The 16709-nt window shown below is 35.9% G+C and carries 18 protein-coding genes; 17 read left to right on the forward strand and 1 reads right to left on the reverse strand.

Annotated features, from left to right (window positions below):
• The first annotated feature begins 53 nt into the window (after window positions 1-53).
• From ATE92_RS00535 to ATE92_RS00575, 9 genes are all read left to right on the forward strand, one after another.
• Window positions 54-860, forward strand: coding sequence for a PIG-L deacetylase family protein (locus tag ATE92_RS00535; protein ID WP_100801845.1), 807 nt, complete (start codon window positions 54-56; stop codon window positions 858-860).
• Window positions 861-1128: 268 nt separating this feature from the next.
• Window positions 1129-1506 (forward strand): DUF2200 domain-containing protein, encoded by a 378-nt coding sequence (locus tag ATE92_RS00540; RefSeq protein ID WP_100801846.1) that lies wholly within the window; start codon window positions 1129-1131, stop codon window positions 1504-1506.
• 249 nt (window positions 1507-1755) lie between these two features.
• On the forward strand, window positions 1756-2079 hold the full coding sequence (locus ATE92_RS00545) for a TfoX/Sxy family protein (protein ID WP_100801847.1): 324 nt from the start codon (window positions 1756-1758) through the stop codon (window positions 2077-2079).
• A 153-nt stretch (window positions 2080-2232) separates the two neighbouring features.
• Window positions 2233-2673, forward strand: a complete 441-nt coding sequence (locus ATE92_RS00550; protein WP_157809514.1) for an SRPBCC family protein — start codon at window positions 2233-2235, stop codon at window positions 2671-2673.
• Between the two features lie 276 nt (window positions 2674-2949).
• Entirely contained in the window at window positions 2950-3525 is a 576-nt protein-coding gene (locus tag ATE92_RS00555) for a VanZ family protein (protein ID WP_100801849.1), read from the forward strand.
• Window positions 3526-3758: 233 nt separating this feature from the next.
• Complete coding sequence (locus ATE92_RS00560) at window positions 3759-4124, forward strand: nuclear transport factor 2 family protein (RefSeq protein WP_100801850.1); 366 nt, start codon at window positions 3759-3761, stop codon at window positions 4122-4124.
• Window positions 4125-4566: 442 nt separating this feature from the next.
• Window positions 4567-5385: a type 1 glutamine amidotransferase domain-containing protein gene (locus ATE92_RS00565; RefSeq protein ID WP_198515580.1), complete on the forward strand. Its 819-nt coding sequence runs from the start codon at window positions 4567-4569 to the stop codon at window positions 5383-5385.
• A gap of 219 nt (window positions 5386-5604) precedes the next feature.
• Window positions 5605-6519: an amidohydrolase family protein gene (locus ATE92_RS00570; protein WP_100801851.1), complete on the forward strand. Its 915-nt coding sequence runs from the start codon at window positions 5605-5607 to the stop codon at window positions 6517-6519.
• Window positions 6520-6870: 351 nt separating this feature from the next.
• Window positions 6871-7311, forward strand: a complete 441-nt coding sequence (locus tag ATE92_RS00575) for a hypothetical protein (RefSeq protein ID WP_100801852.1) — start codon at window positions 6871-6873, stop codon at window positions 7309-7311.
• 72 nt (window positions 7312-7383) lie between these two features.
• Here ATE92_RS00575 and ATE92_RS14200 read toward each other — a convergent pair whose 3' ends face one another.
• On the reverse strand, window positions 7384-7506 hold the full coding sequence (locus tag ATE92_RS14200; RefSeq protein WP_255396919.1) for a hypothetical protein: 123 nt from the start codon (window positions 7504-7506) through the stop codon (window positions 7384-7386).
• Between the two features lie 44 nt (window positions 7507-7550).
• Between ATE92_RS14200 and ATE92_RS00580 the strand changes: the two genes are divergently transcribed.
• The 8 genes from ATE92_RS00580 (at window position 7551) to ATE92_RS00615 (ending at window position 16651) form a co-directional block, all read left to right on the forward strand.
• Complete coding sequence (locus tag ATE92_RS00580) at window positions 7551-8756, forward strand: DUF418 domain-containing protein (protein ID WP_100801853.1); 1206 nt, start codon at window positions 7551-7553, stop codon at window positions 8754-8756.
• A 476-nt stretch (window positions 8757-9232) separates the two neighbouring features.
• On the forward strand, window positions 9233-9862 hold the full coding sequence (locus ATE92_RS00585) for an intradiol ring-cleavage dioxygenase (protein ID WP_100801854.1): 630 nt from the start codon (window positions 9233-9235) through the stop codon (window positions 9860-9862).
• A gap of 104 nt (window positions 9863-9966) precedes the next feature.
• The gene (locus ATE92_RS00590) at window positions 9967-10425 is read left to right on the forward strand and encodes an MbtH family NRPS accessory protein (protein ID WP_100801855.1); all 459 of its coding nucleotides are present in this window, start codon (window positions 9967-9969) and stop codon (window positions 10423-10425) included.
• Between the two features lie 247 nt (window positions 10426-10672).
• Complete coding sequence (locus tag ATE92_RS00595; protein ID WP_100804295.1) at window positions 10673-11932, forward strand: DUF2254 domain-containing protein; 1260 nt, start codon at window positions 10673-10675, stop codon at window positions 11930-11932.
• 475 nt (window positions 11933-12407) lie between these two features.
• A complete protein-coding gene (locus tag ATE92_RS00600; RefSeq protein ID WP_100801856.1) occupies window positions 12408-12881 on the forward strand; it encodes a hypothetical protein in 474 nt (157 codons plus the stop codon).
• Between the two features lie 281 nt (window positions 12882-13162).
• A complete protein-coding gene (locus tag ATE92_RS00605) occupies window positions 13163-13897 on the forward strand; it encodes a hypothetical protein (RefSeq protein ID WP_100801857.1) in 735 nt (244 codons plus the stop codon).
• A 262-nt stretch (window positions 13898-14159) separates the two neighbouring features.
• Window positions 14160-15098 carry a PLP-dependent cysteine synthase family protein gene (locus tag ATE92_RS00610; protein ID WP_100804296.1) on the forward strand — a complete coding sequence of 313 codons (939 nt, stop codon included), beginning with the start codon at window positions 14160-14162 and terminating at the stop codon, window positions 15096-15098.
• Between the two features lie 140 nt (window positions 15099-15238).
• Entirely contained in the window at window positions 15239-16651 is a 1413-nt protein-coding gene (locus ATE92_RS00615) for an amidohydrolase family protein (RefSeq protein ID WP_100801858.1), read from the forward strand.
• Window positions 16652-16709: the final 58 nt, after the last annotated feature.

The raw sequence follows: 16709 nt of genomic DNA on the forward strand, positions 1-16709 counted from the left end.
CGCCCTTCAGGTAGCTGTAAAACGTTGTTTATAACCATAAAATATCAAATGATATGCAAAAATTCTTTTTACTTAGTTTTTTGATAGGGTTTATTTCTTGTAACAATCATAAGGCAGTTGACACCAAAAAAGACCCTAACACTATTATGGCTATTCTAGCACATCCTGATGATGAAGCTGCATTTGGGCAAATTCTTGCTAAATATGCTGCCGAAGGAAAGAAAGTCTATTTAGTGATTGCTGCTGACGGGAGATATGGTGTAGAAGAGCATGCAGGAATTCCGGCAGGAGACACTTTAGCACTTGTTCGAAAAAATGAGTCAATATGTGCATGTAAGGTTCTAGGTATTGATAACCCCATTTTTCTTGAACTTCACGATGGCTTTGGTTTATTAAGCGGTCTGGGAGAATATTTTGACCAAACCGCGCAAATTAAAGAAAAGGTAACTCAAATTGTTCAAGAAGTCAACCCTGATGTAATTTTAACTTTTGGTCCCGATGGTGATACTGGGCATGTGGACCATAAAGGTATCGGGGACTTAGTTACCGAGGTAATTTTAAAAGAAGGGTGGTATGAAAAGTATCCACTATTTTTCCTAACATGGCCAAAAGAAAAAGAAGTATCCATTCCACAGGGACAAATGACCTCATTAAATTATGTTGACAAAGATTATATGAATGTTCACATAAAATATAGGGAAGAAGACAGAAGGAAATTGTTCAAATCTTTAGATTGTTACAAGAGTCAGCTAACTGAAGATGATGTGAAAAATTGGATAGAAGCAGAATTAAAAGATACAACTTTTACGATTTATTTTAGGCAATTTATAACTGACAAAAAGGTAAGAAGTAAATTTTAATTAAGCAAAAGCCTGCACACAACTTCACCAATAGCTGCATTACTATGATAGTTAGGTGAATGAAAAATCGCACAATTTTACTTATATTTAATTAATTTAAATATTAATCAAAGCGGCTTTACCATTCCTCGCCCTTACCGGATGCCAGCCCGACAGTTTATTCTGGCGGGGTACGTTCGGGGTTTGCTTGTTATTCCGTCCGAATCTCAGCCGCAAGTCACCACAAACATTATACGAGACAGTTAACACCAATCAATTCAAAATAAAAATGAAAGTTACAGCCGAAAAAAATGAAAAGGTTGCCAATATGATATTTGCAACCATTTATCCACTTTACCTGAATAGATTGGAGAAAAATGGTAGAACTAAAGAAGAACTCAATCAAGTAATTAAATGGTTCACCGGTTTTGATCAAGTTGCTTTAAAAACACTTATTGATGAAAAAGCAACTTTTGGAACATTTTTTCAAAAAGCTAAAATAAATCCAAACGCACACTTAATTAAAGGAGTCGTTTGTGGTTATCGAATTGAAGAAATAGAGGATGAATTTGAATTGTATAAACAATGTAGACAAATGGAAAAGCTGATTGATGAATTGGCAAGAGGTCGAAAAATGGAGAAAATTTTACGAGAAGAAAAGAAATAAAACCAATTGGTGCTGACACCGCATAAAATTTACGCCTAAGCGCAGAAATATTTTAATAATTTGAATAAATAGCGGTAAATTCTACTTCCGAAAAGATCTGAACTCGCTTGCCTTTCTGATTTGAACGCGGCTCAATTTATTTGGAGAAAGAAAAACGTTAGTCTGGTTCGCAGCTTCAAGCCGCACGCTACGCCAGACGCGACAAACTTTATACAAACATGTTGCACGCAATACTTAAAATCAAAGAATATGGGAACAAAAGGTGATAAACTCTCAAATCAGTCGAATGAAAAAGCAGAATTCTTAGTTTCTTCCCTAAAATCATTGGGCAACATTAGTTCCAAAAAAATGTTTGGAGGTAATGGTGTCTTTTCAGATGGGAAAATGTTTGCTATGGTAGATTCTATGGGTGAGTGTTTTTTGAAAGTTGACGAAAAACTGGAATCCGATTTAGCCGAAATAGGATCTGAAAAACACTCAAAAATGCCATATTCTTCTATTCCAGAAAAAATTCTAAATGACAAGAATGAACTTATTAATTGGTCTAGAAAATCTATTCTCTTAAAGTCGTAAACCGTACAACATCGCCTATAAATAAGCGGGGCTGAAATACAAACCGTTGCTATTTACTTCAATTTAACTATCTTTCTATCTGATAAATTTAACTAAACGACTTTCCCAAGGCTCCGAGTGTTGGCGGCAATTGTATTAGAAAATACTGCAGTCATGAAGATCAAAGGCTATATAGATATAAACAAATCAAGGGAAGAAGTTGTAAAATACTTCGCAGATCCTAAATATCTTGGAGAATATCAAGATGGGTTTATAAAAAAAGAATTGATAAGTGGTGAGCCAGGTCGGCCAGGAGCGAAATCTGAAATATTCTACAAGTATGGTAAAAAAGATATGGTTTTAACTGAAACTATAGTCAATAATCAATTACCCGAATCATTCGAATCAAGCTATTATCATAAACAAATGGACAACACAATGAAATGTGAATTCGTGAAATTAGGTGGTGAAAAAACAAGGTATAATTACGAATTTGAATACACGAGAATTAATTGGATAATGCCAAAACTTATTGCAATTCTTTTTCCGAGTATGTATACAAAACCGGCAGAGAAATGGATGGTACAGTTTAAAGAGTTTGTTGAAAAACAGTAATTAAATATATTAAATGTTTCAAATTGTTCTTTAACAATTAATTCCAATAACTTATAAACTAATTTGATAAACTTCTTAAGATATAACTACCCCCAACAGCGGTTATCAAGAATAGCTCGGACTTGAACTAAAAACAATAAAATGATCAACTAATAATGAAACAGCCCTCACGTTGACAAGTCTGCACTTCCCTACCCGATACTTGTGTTAAGCGAGACCGTTGCGAGTAATTTGATAAAGCATACATTAATTGTTAATTTCACTTTATCTTTTCAAATGAAGAAAAAAATTAAAATCACATCAAGAAAGGAACGGAAATTATGGATTTCGGCATTAGTGGTTTTAATTGCGATCTACGCCACGCTGTTTCTGGGAGGTCAACTTCTGGATTTAATGGTTGAACGGCGAATAATAGAACAGGGTTTATTTTACTTATTCCTTCTATTATTCATCACATTCATAATTAGCGGATGGAAAAGTTCCAGAAATAGATTAGAAAATTGGATTTATGCTGGAGTGATTGCAGTTTATGGCATGGCTTTGTTACGAATGGATATCACTACTTCTGAGCGCTCCCATATGATTGAATATGGGCTACTCTCAATTTTAATTTATGAAGCATTGATTGAAAGAAAGCGCAATGGTGTGAATGTCAAAATACCAGTCCTGACTTCAATTTTGGGAGCTGGAACTATCGGATTATTGGATGAATGTATTCAGTATTTTTTATCCTATCGCATTTTCGATATGGTAGACATTGGGTTCAATTATTTGGCATCTGCATTCGGAGTAATTACAAGTATTGGAGTTAGAAAATTAAAACAAGTTTTTACGAATTGGCAAATGAAGTAGATAAGAATATAAAAACTATACGCAACAACTCATATCGAAAATGGCTAGCAATGTCGAATCAGATTCTTTATCATCATAAAAAACTATATTTTTAATCTAACTAAATGAAAAGCGGCTTCACCATTGCCCGCCCTTACCTATCCCGAGCTTGTTGAAGGGTCATAGCTGCGAGCGTGGGAATGCATACGAAAGCAAATCAATAGAATTTAACAGTTGGCTAACAAAAAGAAAAAATGGACTTAAATAAAGTGGTAAAACAATGGTTTAAAAAATGGGAAAAAGGAGATTATCTCAACCTCCCTATTTCGGCAAATTTCACACATATAAGTCCCTTTGGCACTATAAACGGAAAGAAGACATATCTTGACTTGGTTAAAGAGAATGAAGATAAATTCATTGGACAATATTTTGAAATACACGATGCAATTTATGAATCGAATAGGGCTTGTGTTCGATATACTGCCAATCAAGGAAAAGATTTTAGTTTGGACGTAAGTGAATGGTATTATGTAAAAAATAATCTGATTGAAAAAATAGTCGCATATTACCACATAGGCGACATACGCGAAGACAGAAACATTGAAAACTACAATAATTAAATAAATGTACGATACGCCAACAATGGTTATAAGTAATAGCTTGTTTTCGTAGATTTTCAGTTTGGGATGCACTTACAAAGTTAAGTGCTAAACCAAGCAACTAATGATCGCCGCGACCGTTGTGCAACATAAACGTTTGAATACAGTGGTAGAAATTGTAACCGACCATTTATTAGTTTGGAAATAGGATTATCAGTTATTTTATCTGAACATTCTAAGGTCAAACTCTCAATTTTTGCAAGAAATGGAATACGCTCGGCAAGAGGCAATCATTGATGTGACGCGTAAAAGAAAGAAGCTATTTTAGCTTATGACAAACTTTACAAAGATTTTAACCGAATTTTTGAAATAATTGAAGTGCAAATTTCAGATTCTCCGAATAATCACCTGGAGAAATTTGAAAAAAAAAGGAAATTGTTAAAATGGCTTTTTAATTTTAAATATGAAAAGATTAAAAATCGTAATATTAATGTTTACTGTCATTACAGCATCAAGTTTTAAAGACACACACAAAGAACCACCATCTGAAAAAGTTTCAGATGAAAAAATTGAATTACAAAAACATAGACAAATGAAAATATTATTCGTTCTTACATCTCACGATAAATTAGGAGATACTGGAAAAAAAACAGGATTTTGGGTTGAAGAATTTGCAAATCCATATTACACATTATTAGACAAAGGTGCAACTATTACAATTGCAACACCCAAGGGAGGGGCTGCACCCATAGATCCTAGTAGTGATTCGCCAGATGCTGCAACTGAATATACAGAACGTTTTGATAAGGATGCTGAAGCAAAAGAAAGAATTGCAAACACAAAAGTGTTGGCAGATATGAATCCGGACGATTTTGATGCTGTCTTTTATCCTGGAGGACATGGTCCGTTATGGGACTTGTCAAACGACAAGACTTCTATTGCTTTAATTGAAAAATTTAATAGTCAAGAAAAGCCCATTGCCTTTGTCTGTCACGCACCCGCAGCGCTAAAAAAAGTGAAAGGTGCAAATGGAAATCCATTGGTAAAAGATAAAAAAGTAACAGGATTTACAAATACTGAAGAAGAAGCGGTGGGACTTACTAATGTTGTGCCATTTTTAGTAGAAGATATGTTGAAAAAAAACGGAGGAATCTACTCTAAAAAAGAAGATTGGGCATCTTATGCTATTCAAGATGGAAATTTAATTACGGGTCAAAACCCAGCTTCATCAGAATTGGTAGCAGAATTATTAATAAAAAAAATAGACCATATTATTAAATAGTACTTATAAAAAACCAGTAGCTAACAATGCATAAGAGCAATAGCGGTTTGGATCTTAATTTAAACCGTTTTGCTTTTAATTAAGTATCTTGTTATTAGAAAGTAGCAGCTTTTTAATCCGCTAATGCTCATGAACTTGACCATTGGGCACAATTAAACTGTCTGTGTTCACATCCAATAAAATTCATGCCTATCGATTTTTTAATCAAAATCAACTATTATGAAACCATTTAAACTCCTAACGTTCTTTTTGCTTTTTAGCCTATTGTCAGGTACTTTGTTGGGTCAAGACCGACTTCCTATTATCGACATGCATATGCATATTGGTGCGCCATTAGACTTACCTGCTGGTGCTCCAGCTCCTTGTCTGCCTCAACCATGCGTTAGAAAGGGACAGGCAACAGCAGATTCATCTAATAATCTTATAAAGACGCTCGAAGCAATGGATCGCTATAACATTGTCAAAGGGTTTCTAAGTGATGTTAATGTGAATGAGCTCCAAGAGTGGGCAAATGCAGCACCCGGTCGCTTCATTTTATCCTCATTTATTCTCGATCCGGCTAATTCTTCTCTAGAGGAACTAAGAAAGGAGCTAAAGGCTAAACGAATGGGGGGAATTGGTGAGATCGGATCACAACTTATAGGGATGGCTCCCAATGATCCCCGGCTAGACCCTTATTTTGCATTGGCGGAAGAATTTGATGTTCCGGTTCTGATTCACACCGAGGGAATTGGTCCTCCATTGCCCAGCTTTCGTGCTTCTGCCGGTAGCCCTCTTTTACTTGAAGCAGTGTTGGTAAGCCACCCGAAACTGCGGCTATTCGTGGAGAATTCCGGATATCCTTATCTAGATGAAATGATTGCCATGATGTACCAGTATCCACAACTATATGGAGATTTATCTACGATAACTTGGATTATTCCACAAAGTGCTTTTTACGACTACCTGAAACGACTCATCGAAGCCGGACTCGGAAAACGATTGATGTATGGGTCCGATCAGATGCGCTGGCCTGAAATGATTGGGAAAGGAATCGAAGCTATTGAAGAAGCTGATTTTTTAACGAACGAACAAAAAAGAGACATCCTTTATAACAACGCAGTCAATTTTCTGAAATTAGATATGGAGCATTAAGTACTAGTAAAGTATTTTAGCTGATTAAACATCGGATAGATTTAAACTGCTCACAACAACACACAACGCTAACGGTTTTGTCTGTAGTAAGCTTGATGCTTCTCATTTAGAAAATCAATATCTTTAACTTAAAAAAAAAGCAAGTGGCATTGCCATTGCTGGGAAAAGCACGCTGCCACGCCGGTAGCGGATGCCAGCCCGACAGTTTATTCTGGCGGGTACGTTCGGGCGGGCTGCTGATTCGCACCCTGTTGCGCGGCTTTCAACATTTGCTCCGCAAATTTGGTTCCGTCCGAATCTCAGCCGCAAGTCGCCACAAACATTATATGAAACCGTTGACGGCAATTCACCATGATAACCTTAGACTACGAACTTTTTGGAGCCGGTTGGGCCAATGTAACCATTGGGAATGGAAATTCTCAATTTACATTGTCATACTCCTATTTACACGATTCACTCAAAGAACTTGCGAAATCGGCTGTACAAATAAAACATTCACAAAGCAGCACAATTGTCTTTGTTTTAGAGCCTGAAGAATGTCAATTGATCTTAAATAAATTAGAAACTAATAAATTGCGGTTTGAATTAAGGAAGTATCCCGAATGGTCTGAATACAATTCAACTAGAACAAATTTTGAACTTTTGATGAGTGGTACCTGTACTGTGAATAATTACATCAATGAAGTTAGAAATATCTTGATAGGTATATTAGAAAAAATGAGCCCATCAGATTATAAAAAGAAATGGAAACTAAGCGATTTTCCAATATCAGAGTATGAACTCTTGAGATAGACTACCAGCATCACCGATATCTGTAAAGCTAATTTTGCCTATTAGATGATATGTTGAACAAATAACCTACATTTATCTAACCGAAAATATTGACCAAGCGGCTTCGTCATAGTCCGCCAGTACCGGATAGGTAATTGCCTGCATGGTTCGGGTGGGCGCTCGGGCGGGAGGCGTACCCCGTCCTGTTCTGAGCATGTTAAAGGACCATAGCTGCACACATTAGTGGCAATTATAACAAAATGCATAAAGGGAACAATCCTATATTACCAAAAAATAGAATTGAATTTCTAGATGCCCTTCGAGGCGTGGCGCTTTTAGGTATTATTCTAGCCAATATGGTAAGCTACTCACTCTTTCTATATTTGGCGGATCATCAACTTAACAATATCGGATTATCTAGATTAGATAAGATCCTTGATTTCCTAGAACTGATGTTGATAGAAGGTAAATTTTACACGATATTTTCTATATTATTTGGAATAGGATTTTCAATAATTATAGAGAGGTCAAGGTCAAAAAATCAGAATTTTATAAGATTCTTTTTGTGGAGAATGACATTATTAGCCTTAATGGGAGTAATTCATGCCATTTTCTTTTGGCATAATGACATTTTACTATTTTATGCCTGCTGTGGAATGTTACTAATTCCAATGTCAGGGCTTTCCGGTAGGACTATCCTCTTTATCGCAATTATTATGTTTCTTGTTCCGCTGGGAATAAAGTTGACTTTTGGAACAACGGGAGACCTATTTTTACAGATTCAAAATCAACTATTTGAAAAATATGGGTTTACAGAAAGTAATAGAGTAGATGTATGGACAAATGGTAGTTGGATTGATATCTTACAATTAAATCTAAGCATGTGGTTTGGTCAATTTGAATACGTAATTGGTCATGGCATGATCTATAAAATATTTGGAAGTTTTTTAATTGGATATTTATTTGGCAGAAGAAAGCTTCACGAAAGATTAGTAGAGCTTAAGCCGGATTTAAAAAAAATTGCTTTATGGGGTGTACTTATAGGCCTTGTACTAAATTTCATTTATGCATCAAACTTTTATACCGAATCCTGGAAATTGTCCCTATCCGAGACCTTCGGTATACTACCATTAAGTTTAGGATATATTGCTTTAACCGCGATATTCTGGCAGAGTGATCAATTTAAAAAAGGAATGTCGCTATTTGTTCCGGTTGGAAGAATGGCATTGACCAATTACATATTTCAAAGTGTTATTTGTACATTGATATTTTACAATACCGGTCTTGCGCTTGGAGCAGAATATGGGCCTTCTCGTTATTTACTGCTTGGACTTATTATATATGCGTGTCAAGTAATTATGAGTAAAGTTTGGTTAGCAAAATTTCAATACGGCCCACTAGAATGGTTATGGCGATCGTTAACATATGGAAAAATTTTAAGTAACTTGAAAAATAAAAACCACTAACAATAAGTATGTGCCATATGCTTTGGATTATTCTGTCAAGTTGATTCTAACGTAACTGCGCTTTTTGTGGTTTTACATGCAAAAAGAACTTTCGGAGGTCTCCCTGAACCAACTTTGCGAAGTGACACGCCACTCAAATTCCGTTTGATACAAATGTACTTTTAAATATATTCCACTCAAATGCAAAGAAAGTAAGGATTATCTAAATAGACTTAATGAAGAATTAGTGAATGAGTTACAGACCGGCGGAGAGTTATTTTTATCAAATGCTATTGTAAATGAAATGTATAGTTTAAGAGATTGTATTGTTAATTTCAGGACTTCGAAAAATGATATTACAAAGATTATTGAAATTATAGTTAGAGAGGGAAGAAAGACTCATTCGAGATTACAAGAACGAAAAATGAATTCATAAGGTGTTGCAACAACATATAACCCTTAGACAAATTGGTTGGGCACCATTAAAATAGAAAACAATGAAAAATATTTTAGGAATACTCTTTTTGGTTTTTATCATTTCTTCTTGTAAAGGTCAAACTGAAAAGGTTAGTAATAGACTAATTGGAGGTCCATGTGAGGATTGTGATGCGGCTTTAGACTATAAAGTCTTGAATATCGACCCAGAACCGACTGTAACAATAAATGGATTTAACACGACCGATCCAAAAATCAAAATTACTGGAACCGTTTTGAAGCCTGATGGTAAAACACCGGCGGACAACGTGATTCTCTATGTTTATCAAACGAATCGTAAAGGATTTTACGAACCCAGCGAAAACCCGGTCGGTTGGGAGAAAAGGCACGGAAAATTTCGGGGATGGATGAAAACAGGTTCCGATGGAAAGTTTGAATTTTATACATTCAGACCGGCACCATATCCCGACGGAAGAGAGCCAGAACACATTCATCTATACATAAAGGAGCCCGGTAAAAATCCCTATTATGTGGATAATTATCTGTTCGATGATGACCCTATGCTAACCAATGAGGAAAGAAAGTCAATAGACAAAAGAGGTGGCTCAGGAATAATAGAATTAGAAAATAATAATGGGATATTCTCTGCAAATAGAGATATTATTCTTGGATTGAATATTCCGGACTATTAATAAGAAGACGTTGCACAACAATGGCCATTATATGAATAATGTAAAAAATAAAGCTATTTCAAGATTTATTGTTATTTTAATACTGAACATTAATCCATTTTAAAATGAACACATTTTCATACTATTTCACATTCTTAGTGATAATTTTTATTATCGGACCGAAGTCTGCTTTGGCACAGAAGCAAGATGAATATAAAGTTGTAGTAAATCACGAGGAACAATATTCGATTTGGCCGGTCAATAAAAATCCTCCCAAGGGTTGGCAGGAGACAGAGATACTTGGAAATCAAGCCAAATGTCAAGATTACATAGAAGAAGTTTGGACCGATATGCGGCCTTTAAGTATTCAAAAAATGAATTTACCTGAAAATACGGAGTACTTCGTAGTTATAAATCATGAAGAGCAGTATTCCATTTGGCCAAAAGAACTCGCTTTGCCAAAAAATTGGAAGCCAACAAAAATCCATGGAACCCTCTATCCTTGTGTGAAATACATTAAAAAAGCTTGGACAGATATGCGGCCTTTAAGTCAACGTAAAGGGAGAATGATTAGGAAAAACTGAGAGGCCGTAAGCTTGAAGAATTATCAAATTTTTTAACAAAAAAGTTCGTAAATATGGTTTGTGACAACCTTTATTTTTTGAGAATACTAACCCCACACAAAATCATATATAAAAATTGCTCAAGACTTGGTTATCTTTAAATTCTCCCTACTTTTAAAAAACAATTAAAGCCGGAAGATTTGTGCTTCTAATGAATCGCACTTTTCTTACCGGGTGTATTCCATCAAATAAATCAAGGGAAAATCAAATGAAAAAAAAGTTTACAATTTATTATAATAGGCTGCGCGGTCAGCTATGGTTTAGACCGCTACTATTTTGTTTGTTCTCGGTTGCTGGTGCTTTAGCAGCTCATCAAGCCGATGGAATTGGAATCAATGACCTTGTTCCCAATATTGATACCGAATCAATCGAAGGCCTCTTAGATACCATTTCAGCCAGCATGTTGGTCATTTCAATATTTGCTGTTGCATCCATGCTCTCCGCATTCTCGTCGGCAAGTGGTACAGCAACCCCAAGATCTTTCAAAATCGTAGTCACGGATGATGTATCACAGAATGCACTGTCTATTTTTATAGGAGCCTTCATCTTTAGTATAGTTGCGACGATAGCACTTGATAATGGATATTATGAAAAAGCAGGTAGATTTATTCTGTTTTTGTTGACTTTATTATTGTTTGTAGTTGTTATACTTACCTTTTTAAAGTGGGTAGGGAGAATTTCAAGATTAGGACGTTTAGAGCACACAATACAGCAAGTAGAAACAGTTGCTTCCAAGTCCTTATCCACCTATATAAAACATCCTTATCTAAAAGCTCTTCCGATAAAAGATAAATTCGATGCTGGTAAAGTAATCTTCGCAAATACTATTGGATATGTTCAACATATCAATTTGGAGTCTTTACAAATGTTGGCAGAAGAAAAGGAATTTAGAATTCAACTTAATTGTCTTCCGGGCAAGTTTGTCCATAAAAATTTTGCCATTGCACACCTAAGCTCAGCCCATAATTTGGATATTAATGAGATCCAAAAAAGTATAAACGAGTCAATTCATATAGGTCACACTAGATTATTCAGCGAAGATCCTAGATTTGGATTAATATCATTGACTGAAATTGCAAGTAGAGCCTTATCCCCTGGCATTAATGACCCTGGAACGGCAATCCAAATTCTAGGTAGCCACGAAAGGTTGTTTTTTTTATGGCAAGAAATAGAAAATAACACTGATGAAACAGTGGAATATGATCGAGTAGAAGTGCCTAAAATCTCGATTCAAGATTTCTTTGACGATGCTTTTAGACCAATTGCGAGGGACGGTGCAGTTAATATTGAGGTGATGTTGAGATTACAGAAAGCATTGACATCAATAGAGACTATTTCTAATCCAGAATTAAAAGAAGCTGCAATGCAACATTCCATAAAAGCGTACAACAGAGCTGAAATAGGAATGGAGTTTAAAGACGATATCGCTATTTTAAGAACACATTGTTTATTTAACAAAAATCTATAAAGCAAGAAGAAAGCGTAACAGTGTTTATATTTAATGGGTAGTGCTCGCCAACTTACGAAAATTGCGCTCGCCAGTTCGTTTCGCTCGTGGCTCAGGGATTTTCTATTTGGTTTTTTTGCATAATCTAGTGCTTAAACTACGCAACAAACCATACACAAGGCCTTTAGCTTTCACAAGAACTTCAATAACATGATAACGTTTTATCTACTTGTACTACTTCTATGTTTGTTGTAAACAGAGAGATTCTGAATGGATTGATCTATCTAAACATGAAGGATTATTTGAAATTAATGCAACTGACAAATTCGAAACCTATTCCACACAATCGAAACCAGAGCATCTACAAAATACTATCGGAAACATTGAGTCAGCAAAAGAATACTTTGATAAAATATTTGATTAGCATCTAAAATTTGCTGTTCTTTTCATTGGTAATAAAAACCGGAAAAAAAATGCATTTGCACCTCCTCCGGGAATGCCACAAGCTTATTACGATGGGAACATGGTGCTTGGATTGGAAAAATCAGTTATGGCTCACTTACAGGAGGAAACCTTAAAAAATGCTTCAATTACGGAACTCGATACCCTGAAAAAATATCACGGAAGTGAGATAAATTTGGATTTATTTTACAGAGATGCCTTGCCTATTCATGAACTTGGAGATTTGTATCAATCTTTTCATACCGGTAGAAAATCACAAAGAAAGTGGCTGGATGAACTTTTTGCAAATCTTTGTCAAGTTGGCGTAGTCAAAAATTTTAAAGACCAAAGTACTTTTCAAAGAATGGATGCTTATCAAGGGTATGTAATTAGGGCCGACCAATGGGGAGAAATAATATTCACATCACTTGATCAATTTGAAAAAGACTATTTTGAGATATTCAAGCAAGGACGAAATTATATTCAAAAGCCAAAAGATTACATGCGTTGTATGGAGACAATATTCTAATCAAATTCCGAGACTTTCATATTAAAATCAATACTAAAATCCGTGAAAAAATTGTCACAAAAAATTATTCGAGATGATGCTTAAGGAATTTGGAATTGAAACTATGCATATATTAGAATGGAAATACGATAGCTAACTTCGTATAAAAAAATTTGCTAAATTAGTATTACCCAACGTCAGGTGCAGTTTTGTTACATCTGATTTTCCTTCAAAAATCAGCGCACACAAAACCGCTACCCATCTTTTACAAGCGCGTTGTAACCAATTTATTATAATGACTTATGGACAAGAAATTAAAAATCAAAGTGTTCCCCAAAGCGCATTTATGGTTATTAATACCATTTGTACTAACAATCGCTGGATTTTATTTGTCATATTGGAGTAAATTCAGTGAAGCTCCATGGCGACAACATATGCATGGTTTATCAGCTACTGCCTGGTATATTCTTGTAATATTACAGCCTTGGTTAATTCATAATAAACCTCCTATCTATCATAAAAAATTGGGGATTATAGGCATCTTTTTAGCAGGTGCTGTAGTTTTTTCAGCAGCTCAAGTGATGCCGCATCAGGTAGTAAACGAGTTTCTTCCAGACGTGCTTAAATATGGATTTTCTTTTGCTGATTTATGCGCGCTTGCCGGTTTTAGTATATGTGTAATCGTAGGAGTATGGAGTGCTAGAAATATCAATGTACATGCCCGATGGTTAATTTCAACAGTATTTTGGATTTTATTACCAGCCACGGCCCGATTAGTTTTTTTTCCTATGTTAAATATCTACGATGGCAACCCTCCTATTACCTATTTACAAACGGTTTATATTTGTTTCGTTTTGACGACTTTATTACCATTACTTTATATGATATTCTTGGATTACAAAAGGGAGAATAAAGTATATAAATCGTATCTATTTACATTAAGCGGGATTACCTTTTATACGTTAGCTATTGCTCCCATGGGAAAATGGCCATGGTGGATTGACATTTGCCATAATATCATTGGAAAAGGAATGTAATATAATTGGCTACAACACCGGCTATAATTCAGCAGGTCTGAATCGTAAACTTGATATTTATTGCTACATTTAACCTTATTATTAATTGGAATGAATTCGGTGAGAAGCTCCTACATCCAACTTGTCCGCCTACTCTTTAGCATCGACGAACACTACGAGTGTCGTGCCTATACTACCGAAATTATATCCAAACCCTTTTGTGCTATTTGATCCTGCCGCTTTCTATAAGGTGGTTTTTTTAATAATTCTTAAATTAAAATATATGACCTCCGGAAATACCAACATTAAAGATGCCATAGGGTGTACCCCAATGATAGAATTAAAAAATATAGTCCCCCCTAATTCTGCCCGAATTATAGCAAAATTAGAAAGTGCCAATCCAACAGGAAGCATGAAGGACAGAATGGCCAAAGCAGTAATTGAAGAAGCCGAAAGAAAAGGGTTTATAAAAAAGGGAAGTACTATTGTAGAATATACGGCCGGAACAACAGGTATATCACTCGCATTTGTATGCGCATCCCTTGGTTATAATTTTCATGCAGTCTTTTCTGATGCTTTCAGCAATGAAAAGAGAATTACGATGAAGGCTTTTGGAGCTACCATTACAGACGTATTAAGTGATAATAAAAAAATAACTGAACGTCTCATTAAAGAGATGATTGATACATCAAGGAAGTTTAGTGAGCAAGAAAATCACTGGTGGGCAGATCAATTAAACAATCGTGATGCAGAGAAGGGTTATTATTCGCTTGGCGATGAAATATGGGAACAATCTAAAGGAAGTGTAGATGCTTTTGTTCATACAGTAAGTACGGCACATTCCATCCATGGTGTAACTAAAGCGCTTTTAAAGCATAACGATAAAATACAAACATTTGCCGTAGAACCAGATGAGTCTGCAGTCTTGTCTGGTCGACCTTCCGGCTCACACAAAATTGAAGGTATTGGCATCGGTTTTATTCCTCCGTTATGGCAACCGGAAATAGTAAACGAGATTTTAACTGTTACAACCGAAGATGCTATGAGTATGGCTAGAAGAGTTGCTAAAGAAGAAGGAATTTTTGCAGGTACTTCTACCGGAGCCAACATTTGCGCATCCCTGAAAATAGCGGAGAGACTTGGTCCTGGAAAAACTGTAGTAACCCTAATTGTTGATTCCGGGCTGAGATATATCAGTACGCCTTTATATCAATCCCTATAAACAAAAAACTCACTAAAAACAGCACACAATACCGGCTATAAATAATTACTTGTTCTCGCCTATTTCTGAAAATTACTTGCAAAAGTTCGTTTCGTTCGTGCCTCGCGTATTTTCTATTCGGTTTTTATTTGCTAAATTAGTTGCTAAATCACCCAACAAAATCACGCAAAAAACTGTTGGTGATCGTTCTCATGCTTTTGAAAAATTTAATAATTCTATTCCTGAGCCTTCTTATCCTAAGCTGTTCAAAACAAACAGCAAAATACGACTTGGGCATCAGCAATGTCAACCTTATTGATGGAACGGGAAGTCCTATTCAGGAGGGAGTATCCGTTTATATTAACAAGGGAAAAATAGTTGAAATTAATACGTTGACTACTCATCAAATTGAAAACGTCATTGACGGCACCGGCAAGTACCTGATACCCGGATTATTCGATTGCCATGTTCATACAACAAGCTTTCAAGAAGACTTTCCTAAACTGATCCATTATGGAGTTACTTCCGTTTTTGTGCCCGGCGGGAGTACTTGCACGAATGATTATTATGCCACACTTCGATCTATAGGAAACCAAGACTCCATACCTGCGCCACGAGTATTTCATACCAGCCAGCATTTTACTATGGAAGGACGGCACCCGGTAAAAACTTATGCCAGTAGTAACTGGAAAGAAGGTGAGACGGTATTCTTTCTTAAGGATACAGCTCAAATTGCTGAAATAGTTAAAGAAGTGGCCAAGTATCCTATTCTTGGAATAAAGCTGACGATTGAAGATGGGCCTGCTCCACCCTTTGTTGAGCGAATGCCGCAAGATTTTATTAACAAGACAGTTTCAGAAGCAGCTAAATACGGATTGGAAGTTTTTGCGCACGTAAGTGACAATGAGGAATTTTTGATGGCTGTAAAGGGTGGTGCTCAAAATATTGTTCATTTCGTAGGAATTGAGATTGATTGGGAGAACGATGAACATATTTCAGCGATCAATAAACTATTGGACCGGGAGGGTTCAATTGTAACGACACTTATGATTGATAAATCGTTCATCTATCCATTGAATCCTGAATGGCTTAAGACACCTTCAATAATTGAAGCATATCCGGCAGTCGAATTAAAAAAACTTCTTACCCCTCAAGCGATTGGACGCGCACAAAAAATGGCCGCGCTAACCAAGTTGGAATATGGTCTGGATGAAATTTCCATGGAGAGCTTATTCTTATCAAAAGTGGAGGATATTCAAAGACTTCTTGATCTTGGAATGAACATTACACTTGGTACTGATGCTGGTAATTCCTTCAATTTTCACGGATACAGCCTGCACGAAGAAATGCAAATACTTGAAATGGGTGGAATCGCGCCACGAGACATCATCAAAATGGGAACACTTAATGCTGCAAGAATGATGCATGTTCAAGATAGTCTAGGTTCTATTGAGCCGGGAAAACTTGCTGATTTAATTCTACTGAATGCGAACCCTTTGGCATCTATTAGTAATTGCTTGGACATAAATACGGTGATTAAGAACGGTGTGATACAAAAGAGGATTGATAAATAAAATCGGCTACCAACAGATGGGATGAGTGAATGAAGTTTCATCGGTCAGGATATTTCGG

Source organism: Ulvibacter sp. MAR_2010_11 (genome assembly GCF_002813135.1).
Taxonomy (GTDB): Bacteria; Bacteroidota; Bacteroidia; order Flavobacteriales; family Flavobacteriaceae; genus Altibacter.